Below are 10,539 nucleotides of genomic sequence, written 5' to 3' on the forward strand. Positions count from 1 at the left end.
CTTGCAAATCCAATACCAAGGTGTAAATTATAATAAAATGATTCCGCCAACCACCAAATTTCGTACATCTCCGCAAGAGGTAATGGTGTTTGATACGGGTGCGGATCGCAAACAAGTGGCTGTGAAAAGCTTAATGCAGGTTATGCGAGAAAAAAAAGGTCTTCGAGTCTTTAAACTATTTCTAATAGACAACTCGAGTAAACCTCCAAAATCTTATGATTCAAAATTATCTCCTTTAGAATATTCAGTTGCAAAAGAAGCGACAGAGATTTTAGCACAAATCCAACAGCCAGGAAGTAAGATGGCCATTCCTTTAGGAATCCCAGAGGGAACTAATGGAGGAAGGATTTTGGATCGGGCAATCCTACCTGGCGTATCGGAAATGCAAATTTCTTATTTTATACCCAATAACAATGATTCTTTCAGCGAACGAATGTTAATTGAGTCTGAGAATGGAAAATTTCCCATCTTTGTAAAACCACAAGATATGGAAATTACAACCGGAGAAAAAACTCCAGTTACCAAACTAGATAAAGACGTTCCGGCTGGCCTTAGTGCTTATGTTCTTAGTTCATTAGCATTTGGAACTACGGTTGAATTTACATTCTCTGGTGGAAAACCACTTCCCACTATTTCCAACAATCCGAATCCAGAAATTTGGAATGGCTCCATACTTACGAGTTGGGACCTTTCCCTTTTTGCTGTTGTGGGATTTCTTGGATTTTTATTTACGCTCTCATTTATTTTTGTCTATCGAAAACAAATAGAAAGGAAAAACAATCCATGAACCAAAAACAATCAGTACGAGATAAATCCTATTTGCGATTCTTTGGCCTCGCCGAACTCGCAGACCATGGAGCCAGAGGGATTCTAGCATTTTGGGTCATTTTAGGAATGGCCTTCTTTTTGTTCGGCGATCAAAACCTAATTGCACCCAATATGAAAAACATTGGTGCCTCTTTAGGAATTACAGATCCAAACGAGGTTGACTGGAAGTTAGGTGGGATCATTCCTGTATTGTTTTTTATTTTGGGTGGAGTGGTTTCCTTATCCATGGGATATCTATCACAAACCTTTTCACGAAAAAACTTACTACTCGCAACAGTACTGCTCGGTGAAATTCCTTGTTTTTTAACTGCTTATGTAGAAACGTATGATCAGTTTTTGGTTTTGCGTACACTTTGTGGGTTTGGTCTTGGTGGAATTTTTCCATTACTCTTTAGTTTGATTGGAGATTATTTTTCTAGTCAATCAAGAGCGATTGCTACTGGATATGTGTCCTTAGCGATGGGACTTGGTGTGGGAGTAGGCCAACTCCTCGGTGGAATTTTGGGTGGAGCTGACCCGATCAACGGATGGCGCGCCTCTTTTATTTATATGTCAGCTCCTTCTTTTATATTCGCAGCAATTTATTTGTTCTTTTGTAAAGAACCCAAACGCGGTGGGGCCGAAGGTGTTGTCAGTGATGAGTTATCTCACAAAATCAGTTTAAAAGATTTTAAATTACTCTTCGAAAACAAAACCAACTTAGGAGCCTTTTTACAAGGCCTTCCGGGATGTATTCCTTGGGGAGTATTCTTTGTTTATTTGGCTGATTATTACGAACACACTTACCATCTTTCCAAAGAAATCTCTGCTGGGATGATTACCTTTGCAGCAATCGGAATTTTTATTGGAACTTTTTTTGGTGGGGTTCTTGGTCAAATTTTATATAATATTAAAAAAACATACCAACCACTTCTATGTATGGGAACCACATTTTTTGGTGTATTCCCGGCAATTTTGCTTTTGTATTCCTTTGACATTGTTCCTTTTATGGGACTTTTCATTGCCCTGAATATTTTTACTGGGATTATGATCTCTGTTACTGGACCGAACGTACGTGCTGTTTTATTAAATGTAAATGAACCAAAATCAAGAAGTGCCATATTTTCCATTTACAACCTAACAGATGATTTAGGAAAAGGTCTTGGGCCCGTGATGTCAGCCGTGATTTTAGGTTTGACTCCTGACCGAGGACTTGCCTTATCCATATCGATTCTTTTCTGGATTCCTTGTGCATTGGCATGGTTACTTATATTGTTTAATTATGAAAAAGATGAAGAAAGAATGCATCTGCTTATGAAAGAAAATGCATCCGTTGCATAAATTCTTTAGCCTTGGGACTGAATGAATATTAAACACAACTTACTCGACATTGAAGGGACAACGGCACCAATCGCCTTTGTCCATCAGGTTCTCTTTCCTTATGCAAAAAACCACATTACTCGTTTCCTAAGAACCTATCAGTTTTCGGAAGATCGACTCAAAGAAATCCAATTAGAATTTGAGAAAGATCTGACATTACGTGAAAAAGATTTTTTGAATCTTTTTACAAAAGGGAACGGAAAACAGCAGTCAAATCCCCTCGGTTTTTCAACGGAATTCATTCCCTCCTACTTTGAATATTTGATCGAGAAAGATCGTAAGTTTGGCCCTCTGAAAGAGATCCAAGGCAAAATCTGGAAAGAAGGTTATGAATCAGGGGAAATCAAAAGTATTGTGTATGAGGATGTTCCCGGATTTTTAAAAAAAACAATGGATCTAGGAATTCAAAATCATGTGTATTCCTCTGGTTCTGTCGAAGCACAAATTTTAATCTATCAGTATTCAGAGTTAGGTGATCTTAGGAACTATTTCACTTCTTATTTTGATACAGCAGTCGGTGGGAAAAGAGAAAAAGAAAGTTATGAAAATATCGCAAACAAACTAGAGTCTCCACCAAATCAAATTCGTTTTTTTACAGATATCGTAGAGGAAGCAGAAGCTGCCAATGCTGTGGGGATGGATGTGGTAATACTTAACAGGCCAGGGAACCTATCGCAAAAACCACATACCTTTCCCGTATGGAATCATTTCTAAGTAAGAATCCAAATACTGAATGAATAGATCCCGATAAGTATGGGAAAGGTTACTTTCCAAAAAGGATGGGCTTCTTTCAGGTTCATAAATACATAACAAATCAATAGAAACTTGATGGCACTCATAAGAATGAGATTCCAATTTCCAGGAATTGTCTGGCCCATTCCAAAAAAGGAAAAGTAAACGATAAACATAAGAGTTATATAAGTAATGATAATTAATTTCATTTTCTAGTACCTACTGAATCAAATAAAGTGCGGGATAAAGTAACAACCAAATCAAATCGCACATATGCCAAAATACAGCACCAGCCTCTAGGTTTTCAAAAGTTATGGTTTTACGACTAAAGTAGATGATAAAAAGAATTAGAATACCCACAACTACATGGAGATAATGAAATCCAGTGAGTAACCAATAGTAACTAAAAAAATTACTGGTTTCTAAAGTATAACCTAGCAGCCATTTTTCTCTAAATTCATAGGATTTAAGTATCAGGAATGCGAATCCAAATAGGATCGATGCAGTGAGACAGACTTTAAAAACATCTATATTGTTTTTGCTTTTATAAAGTACAGCGACTGCAATACAAAACCCACTCGTTAGTAAAAACACTGTATTCCAAAATGCAAAAGTTTTGTTTAAGTGCGACTGCATAAAAGAAAAATTTGTAAGATCATTCGATTTTTCATACACGAGCGAGCCAATTCCCATACAAAACGTAAGCACTTCTACAAGAACAATCATCCAAATCAGGATTCCTCCCGGAGGATACCATAAAGATTGATTTGTTTGTATATTGTTTTGATTCATTCCATTCTCCAGAACCTATACTTATTTCTAAATAAACGAATATTCAATTAATATAATTCAATTGGAAAATCTATTTTGTTGACTAACACTTAGGGATTCCATTTAAATAAGGACAATCTGTACAAAGAAATACTTTGTGAACATAGTTCTTAGGCAATTAGATTGATTCTAAATAGCAGTTAACATTCGTTCATCGCCTGAAAATCAATCATATTAGAAAAATTCAAATTCGTACTTGATATAAATCAATGCCAAGACTAGAATCTGCTCCTACAATTCTAAAAATTGAAAATAGGAGGCAAGGATGCTATCAAAATCGCAAGCTAGGGCGTTCTTTTTGGGAGGCACTTTCTTGTTTAGTGCTGTCTTTGTGTTTCTCACTGTGGATACCTTGCGACAAACTGATTCCCGAACCAATGCACAAAACATCACCGAAGATGTTTTAAAGGGTAAAGAAATTTGGGAAAAAAACAATTGTATGGGTTGTCATACACTGTTAGGTGAAGGGGCATATTATGCACCGGATCTGACTAAGGTTGTCGAAAGGCGAGGAGCCACTTGGATCGATGTTTTTTTAGACGATCCACAGGCGATGTTTCCTGGAGAAAGAAAAATGGTGAAGTACAACTTTACTAAAGAAGAAAAAGGACAGGTCATTGCCTTTTTGGATTGGGTAGGTAAAATTGATGCCAACGGTTGGCCTCCAAAACCAAATATTCCCATCGATTCGATTGCAACTTCTCCTGCCCCTCAGGTCAAATCCAATGCAGTTGTTTTGTCTCAACCAGAAAAGTTTTCTCAACTTTGTGTCGCCTGTCATGCGGTAGGTGGAAAAGGAGGAAATGTTGGGCCAGCGCTTGATCACGTAGGTAGTAAATTTGATTCTGATTACCTCAATCGTTGGTTATCAGATCCTCAGGCCATCAAACCGGGAACAAATATGCCTAAGTTGCCGTTAACTGATCCAGAAAGAAAAGATATCGTAACTTATCTTTCTGCATTGAAATAAGGAGAAACAATGAGATTCCAATCACAAAAGGTCGCATATTGGTTCTTTGCAACTTGTATGTTACTCTTATCTTTACAAATCATATATGGTTTCATTATGGGATTTGCTCGTATCGGCTTGGATGGACTACATGATTATATTCCTTTCAATACCGCACGTGCTACTCATACAAACTTACTCGTAGTATGGTTGTTAACTGGTTTTATGGGTGCTGCTTATTATATCATTCCTGAAGAATCAGACAGGGAGTTGTATAGTGTCAAACTTGCCTACATCCAACTCATTTCTTGGGTGGTCGTTGGTGTAATCGCTATCATCGGATTTCACTTCAATTGGTGGGAAGGACGTAAGTTCTTAGAAATCCCAAGGCCACTTGACTATTTGGTAGTTGTGAATGTTTTAACATTTTTGTTTAACATTGCTATGACCATTTGGGATGCCAAAAAAAGAAGTACAACACAACTTGTTCTCTTCTTTGGTTTGTTATGTGCCGCCTTACTCTATTTACCTGGTATGATTTACTTCGACAACCAAACGATAGATTCTTACTTTCGCTGGTGGGTAGTACATCTTTGGGTAGAAGGAGTATGGGAACTCATTATGGGTGGTATCCTTTCTTTTTTACTCATCAAACTCACGGGAGTGGACAGAGAAGTAATCGAAAAATGGCTCTATGTAGTTGTGGGTTTGACTTTCCTTTCCGGAATTTTGGGAACGGGTCACCACTACTATTGGATTGGAACTCCTAAGTATTGGCTTATGGTCGGTGGTATTTTCTCTGCCTTAGAACCACTTGCTTTCCTTGGTATGGCCATCTGGGCACTCAATATGTATCGCAAAAAAGGAAAAAACCATCCGAATAAAATTGCACTCTATTGGACACTGGGAAGTGCGATGATGTCTTTTATTGGAGCAGGTTTCCTCGGTTTTGCTCATACTTGGCCTGCGGTCAACCAATGGACCCATGGAACACTTATTACTGCGATGCATGGACACCTTGCTTTCTGGGGAGCCTACGCAATGTTAGTGTTAGCTGTAATTTCTTATGCTATGCCTAACCTTACGGGAAGAAAACTATTTACAGGAATGTCTGGTTATTTAGCATTTTGGGCATCCAATATTGGAATGTTGGGAATGACGGGAGCACTCGCTGTTGCCGGAATCACACAAGTGTATTTAGAACGTAAATTGGGTATGGACTTTTTGGTGGTTCAAAAAGAAATCATTTTCCATTTTTACGGAATGTTACTTGCGGCAACCCTCTTCACTGTTGGAATCACATACTTTATCGTCGATTTCATTCGCCATGGTCTTCCATCGAATGAAGCTCTGGGTAAAAATGTTGGTGACCTCGATTAATTTATGTTAACGAAGAAAGCACCCTATTACGAACCAATCGGTAAGGAAATAGAAATCTTTCAAATGGCGGCAGAGAATTCTCTGCCGCTTCTGTTGAAAGGCCCTACTGGATCTGGTAAATCTCGGTTTTTGGAATATATGGCTCACTTAATGGGACGTAGACTCATCACAATTTTGTGTAATGATGAAACTTCTTCCGTTGATTTAGTCGGAAGATTTTTGGTGAAAGGGGCTGATACCATTTGGATGGATGGACCACTCACAACGGGAGTCAAAGAAGGAGCTATTGTGTATTTGGATGAAATTGCAGAAGCAAGACCAGACACACTGGTAACGATCCATTCATTAACAGACCACCGTCGCACTTTATTTCTCGAAAGAAAAAATGAAGAAATCATAGCACATCCAGATTTTTTACTCGTAGCATCCTATAACCCTGGATACCAAAGAGGGTTTAAAGAACTAAAACCTTCCACCAAACAACGATTTCTCGGAATGGACTTTCCTTATCCCAAACCTTCTGTTGAGGAAAAAATCATTGTGGGAGAAACGGGGATTGGCGAACCAATCGCTAAAAAATTAGTTCAGTTTGCGGGTCTTGTCAGAAATAAATCCGAGTTGGGGTTAGCCGAAACCGTATCGACAAGATTACTCGTGTCCTGTGCAAAATTGATAACAAAAGGGCTTCCCTCGCGCCTTGCCGGAAGAACTGCCATCATCCTTCCTTTGTCCGATGATATAGATACAGTTGCTGCCTTACAAGATAGCTTCGACCTGATCTTTTAGGATAAAACATTGGAATGGGACCAGTTCATATTCTACCAAGGCCATACACTTTGGAAAAAAATTCGTAAAAAACTTAAAACTCCGAGTCCCTATTATGGATATGATTTAAAATCCGAAGAAGTTCGAATCATTAGGTATTTACAAACTCTAAAAAAAGAACCAGTCATTTTGATTCTTGGAGGTGATTCCATTTCCTTAGGTCAAAACTTTTTGAAATTTCCAGAAGTGGTACATTGGTTTGTATCTGAAACCATTTCAAAAAAATTTGTTCGGATTCTCCTAGCTTATCTTTCTTTTCTTTTTGATAGAAAGCAAGATTTACTAACTAATACCGCAATTGCTTCTGGTTCTTTCGAAAATTTCTTTCATCAGTTTCGAATGTTTTTTAAAAAATATCCGGGTATCGTAGCGGATTGGAAAGATATTCGTAAGGAAAGGTTGGAGATTCGCAAAAAAGACCAAACACAATATAAAAAAATAAATTTCATCTTACTTACAGCCCAAACATATATCACCGATACAAAACAAATTTTCCCAGCCGGAAAAGACTTTGTATCCCAATCGAATAAACAAAAAATTCAATCGAAAGAATCAAAACAAAAGTTGGATCCAAACGAAGCTGAACTTTTAGAAGTCGATGAGAAAAAAATCGAAGAGTACACCTTGGGTCACAATTTTGAAAAAATTGAAACCGTTGAAGAGTTTGATGGGCAATGGCGTGATATTGATGGGGAAGAGGATATGGAAGAGGAGGAGGCTTTGCAAGAGCTAAATCTAAAACATATCATTCGAACAGAAGATCCCGTCCATACAACACGAACTAGTGAATCAGGATCGGGAACTTTACTGGAAATCGCGGATGTAAATGATGAGGGAAAAAGTTTTACTTATTCTGAGTGGGATTACAAACTAAAAAAATATAAACCAAACTATTGTTCTGTGGTAGAAGAGTTTCCAAAACAAACTGATGTTGCTTATACGAAACATGTTTTGGAAAAACAACATTCGCATTTAATTCAATTAAAAAAGAAAATGATGGCTCTCCTAAATCAAACTCGGATCAAAAAACGTTTGGTGGCTGGAGCTGATATTGACTTGGATGCCCTCGTGGATCGGTATGCAGATCTCAAAGCCAAAATTAGCCCTTCCGAATCGATTTATATGAATCCTATTCGGGATGTATCAGATATGGTTTTATATTTTCTTGTGGACTTAAGTTTATCTACAGATTCCTGGATTCAAGAAAAAAGGGTTTTGGATGTCGAAAGAGAAAGTCTACTTTTGTTTTCAGAATGTTTGGAAGACCTAAAAATTCCATTTGGAATTGCCGGTTTTTATTCACGGACTCGTAACTACAATCAATTCGTTCATGTAAAGAAACTATCAGAAGCTTGGACGGTGGTACGAAATCGTTTAGGTCCACTTTCCCCAATTGGATACACGCGCGTGGGTCCATCTTTACGTCATACAAGTTCGATACTAAAAGAAACCTCTTACAAACAAAAATGGATTATTTTAATCACTGATGCTCGTCCCAATGATTATGATCAGTATGAAGGAAAGTATGGAATTGAGGATGTAAATAAAGCGGTCGGAGAATGTTTGTTAAATGGAATTCAGGTTTATACCTTGGCAATAGGTACAGAAGAAAAACCAACAATTCCCGCTATGATGAGAAACGCCAGTTATCAAATGTTGTTCCATCCGGAAAGGCTCCTCGATTCTCTCCAAGAATTTTTTCGAAGAGCCATAAGAGTGTAATCCTTTATGATGGTTTTCCGTCAGGTCTTGGGCTAAATAAAACTTTCGTGTATTGTAATAGAAATATCAAAAATGTTAGAATCCAAATCACACCGGATAAATGGTATGCATACTTGTATTCGCCAACCAAAGGAAAGAAAAGCCGAACGAACACAGCAAAATTAAAAATAACATAGGCAAATACAGTGAGTTGGGAGGCCACAATACTTCTTCCCGTATGTCCTAAACTCACTCTTGTGATCATCCCATAGATAAAAACTCCGATTCCTCCAACTGTTAGACAGTGGATTGCTGAAGAGATAGGGAAGTATCCGAGTTCCGCCAAACTATAGAACAAAAATCCTAAACAAACCCAGAAGTAACCCATATACAAAATCCATAATATAGGTTTTTTGTACGACTTCCAAGGTTTCCAAGAAAGAAATCGTATACTATTGGTAACAAATAATGATAAACTAATCAAAAAAGAAGTGATGAGTGTCAATGTAACTAAATTAAATTTTGTTAAGTCAATATTTGTTGAAGCACTTGGTTCTAAGAATCCTTGGGTGAGTTTAAAAAGATAAAAGGCAAACGGCAAATAAAGGATGGCCGATTCTAGTTTAGGGATTCGTTTGAAGGAATACCCTGCGATAACAACTCCAGAAAAGAAGGGAACAACACGTCCCCCAATGATCAAAATCAAAAACAAGATTACGAAAATGCTTAAATGAATAAATAATAAAGTTTGTTCTGGCTCTAAAACCGAACGAGCAGAAAGACCACTTAACAAATGGAATATGGTGAAGAGTGCGTAGTGAAATACAATGGGTCTATTATGTTTTTGTGTAGGTACCATAAGTTTAGGTAATAATAAGTAGATGACCATTAGATCAGAGCTAATGTCCAAACCGAAAGATAAATAGGAAGGAAGGCCCAGAGGGTACATGGAAAATCTACCTAAGACCCAAAAAAGAAGAAGAAAGAATAGATTTTTTCCTTTTAAGATGCTAGAGTTCGTCCAATTTTGAACTGCAGTGAAAAGGAAGCCGAGTACAATTGCTTTGGAAAAACCAAAGACCATTTCGTAGGAATGCCAATGGATGGAATTAATTTTGATTGGGTTACTTACTGTATTCGAAAGTACTAATAACCAAAATCCAATGACAAAAATCCCATAAGTCGAACCGAACCAAAAAAAAGGTCGGAATGCGGTATTCCACAAACTTTGCTGAAAAAATGAATTCTTCATATTGTGATCCTAATAGAAATTAGAATCATTTCATTGATTCAAATCAAGAACTAAGCTAAAATTTTCAGTAAACCCTCTTTGTCCAAAATGGAGATCTCTCCCTTTTGGGTATCAACTAGGCCTTGGTCTTTTAATTGTTTTAGGATTCTGGAAAATGTTTCTGGTCTTAAATAGAGTAAAGATGCCATTTGTGTTTGTTTCAAAGTTAGCGAATCCGGTGTCCCATAAAATAAAAAATGAGCTACCCTTTGCATTGCGTCCATTGTTAGACCACGATTGATTGCCAAATTTAAGGTTTCAATTTTGTTCATCAGTGAATGCATTAAAATGTGATTGAGTTCTATATTTTTATGAATGCGGCTTTGTACTTCAGTTAATGGCATTCTTAATATTGTACTATTTTTAGTGAATCTGCCAGAAGCAGGATAAGGAATTCCCTGGATGACCGCCCACTCTGCTATGATACTCACTGGTCGAAAGAAAGTTAAGGTCACTTCATTCATGTTCCCATCGTATTTGAAAACCTGTAAGTCTCCTGTAACAAGTAAATCCATATAGGAAACTTTGTCGCCGCCATGGAATAAAAATTCATCTTTTGAAAAAGTTAATTCCTGGCATCCTTCAAATGCTTTCATTAATGATTCAGAATTAAGCTGTGTAAGATACTTTATAATCATAAAAT

At 37.4% G+C, this 10,539-nt stretch carries 11 protein-coding genes; 7 read left to right on the forward strand and 4 right to left on the reverse strand.

Features of this window, described 5'->3' with window-relative positions; translation table 11 throughout:
- The 3 genes from JWG40_RS09850 to mtnC all read left to right on the forward strand — a co-directional run.
- Positions 1-787 (forward strand): hypothetical protein (locus tag JWG40_RS09850; RefSeq protein ID WP_205285643.1); only part of this gene is annotated, 787 nt, incomplete at its 5' end.
- Positions 784-2,148: an MFS transporter gene (locus JWG40_RS09855; protein ID WP_205285644.1), complete on the forward strand. Its 1,365-nt coding sequence runs from the start codon at positions 784-786 to the stop codon at positions 2,146-2,148. The genes JWG40_RS09850 and JWG40_RS09855, both read left to right, overlap by 4 nt.
- A gap of 21 nt (positions 2,149-2,169) precedes the next feature.
- Positions 2,170-2,901, forward strand: a complete 732-nt coding sequence (gene mtnC, locus JWG40_RS09860) for an acireductone synthase (RefSeq protein ID WP_205285645.1) — start codon at positions 2,170-2,172, stop codon at positions 2,899-2,901.
- Here mtnC and JWG40_RS09865 read toward each other — a convergent pair.
- Together JWG40_RS09865 and JWG40_RS09870 are read right to left on the reverse strand one after the other, a co-directional pair.
- Complete coding sequence (locus tag JWG40_RS09865; protein ID WP_205285646.1) at positions 2,898-3,128, reverse strand: prokaryotic cytochrome C oxidase subunit IV; 231 nt, start codon at positions 3,126-3,128, stop codon at positions 2,898-2,900. The two genes, mtnC and JWG40_RS09865, sit on opposite strands and share 4 nt — an antisense overlap.
- 10 nt (positions 3,129-3,138) lie before the next feature.
- Positions 3,139-3,711 (reverse strand): cytochrome c oxidase subunit 3, encoded by a 573-nt coding sequence (locus tag JWG40_RS09870; RefSeq protein ID WP_205285647.1) that lies wholly within the window; start codon positions 3,709-3,711, stop codon positions 3,139-3,141.
- 304 nt (positions 3,712-4,015) lie between these two features.
- Here JWG40_RS09870 and JWG40_RS09875 point away from each other — a divergent pair, with 304 nt between their 5' ends.
- The 4 genes from JWG40_RS09875 to JWG40_RS09890 are packed head-to-tail and all read left to right on the forward strand — an operon-like array spanning position 4,016 to position 8,626.
- Entirely contained in the window at positions 4,016-4,720 is a 705-nt protein-coding gene (locus JWG40_RS09875; RefSeq protein WP_205285648.1) for a c-type cytochrome, read from the forward strand.
- A gap of 9 nt (positions 4,721-4,729) precedes the next feature.
- A complete protein-coding gene (locus JWG40_RS09880; protein WP_205285649.1) occupies positions 4,730-6,079 on the forward strand; it encodes a cbb3-type cytochrome c oxidase subunit I in 1,350 nt (449 codons plus the stop codon).
- 3 nt (positions 6,080-6,082) lie between these two features.
- On the forward strand, positions 6,083-6,865 hold the full coding sequence (locus tag JWG40_RS09885; RefSeq protein WP_205285650.1) for a CbbQ/NirQ/NorQ/GpvN family protein: 783 nt from the start codon (positions 6,083-6,085) through the stop codon (positions 6,863-6,865).
- 9 nt (positions 6,866-6,874) lie between these two features.
- Positions 6,875-8,626 carry a nitric oxide reductase activation protein NorD gene (locus JWG40_RS09890; protein ID WP_205285651.1) on the forward strand — a complete coding sequence of 584 codons (1,752 nt, stop codon included), beginning with the start codon at positions 6,875-6,877 and terminating at the stop codon, positions 8,624-8,626.
- Positions 8,627-8,630: 4 nt separating this feature from the next.
- Here the strand turns inward: JWG40_RS09890 and JWG40_RS09895 are convergent, their stop codons facing one another.
- Positions 8,631-9,857 (reverse strand): NnrS family protein, encoded by a 1,227-nt coding sequence (locus JWG40_RS09895; protein ID WP_205285652.1) that lies wholly within the window; start codon positions 9,855-9,857, stop codon positions 8,631-8,633.
- Positions 9,858-9,907: 50 nt separating this feature from the next.
- Complete coding sequence (locus JWG40_RS09900) at positions 9,908-10,492, reverse strand: Crp/Fnr family transcriptional regulator (RefSeq protein WP_232369303.1); 585 nt, start codon at positions 10,490-10,492, stop codon at positions 9,908-9,910.
- Between the last annotated feature and the right edge of the window lie 47 nt (positions 10,493-10,539).

The sequence above is a fragment of the Leptospira abararensis genome, from assembly GCF_016918735.1.
GTDB lineage: Bacteria > Spirochaetota > Leptospiria > Leptospirales > Leptospiraceae > Leptospira_A > Leptospira_A abararensis.

Coding starts and splice junctions, on each gene's coding strand:
- JWG40_RS09855 (WP_205285644.1), top strand. CDS start 784: ATGAACCAAAAACAATCAGTACGAGATAAATCCTATTTGCGATTCTTT.
- mtnC (WP_205285645.1), top strand. CDS start 2,170: ATGAATATTAAACACAACTTACTCGACATTGAAGGGACAACGGCACCA.
- JWG40_RS09865 (WP_205285646.1), bottom strand. CDS start 3,128: ATGAAATTAATTATCATTACTTATATAACTCTTATGTTTATCGTTTAC.
- JWG40_RS09870 (WP_205285647.1), bottom strand. CDS start 3,711: ATGAATCAAAACAATATACAAACAAATCAATCTTTATGGTATCCTCCG.
- JWG40_RS09875 (WP_205285648.1), top strand. CDS start 4,016: ATGCTATCAAAATCGCAAGCTAGGGCGTTCTTTTTGGGAGGCACTTTC.
- JWG40_RS09880 (WP_205285649.1), top strand. CDS start 4,730: ATGAGATTCCAATCACAAAAGGTCGCATATTGGTTCTTTGCAACTTGT.
- JWG40_RS09885 (WP_205285650.1), top strand. CDS start 6,083: ATGTTAACGAAGAAAGCACCCTATTACGAACCAATCGGTAAGGAAATA.
- JWG40_RS09895 (WP_205285652.1), bottom strand. CDS start 9,857: ATGAAGAATTCATTTTTTCAGCAAAGTTTGTGGAATACCGCATTCCGA.
- JWG40_RS09900 (WP_232369303.1), bottom strand. CDS start 10,492: ATGAAAGCATTTGAAGGATGCCAGGAATTAACTTTTTCAAAAGATGAA.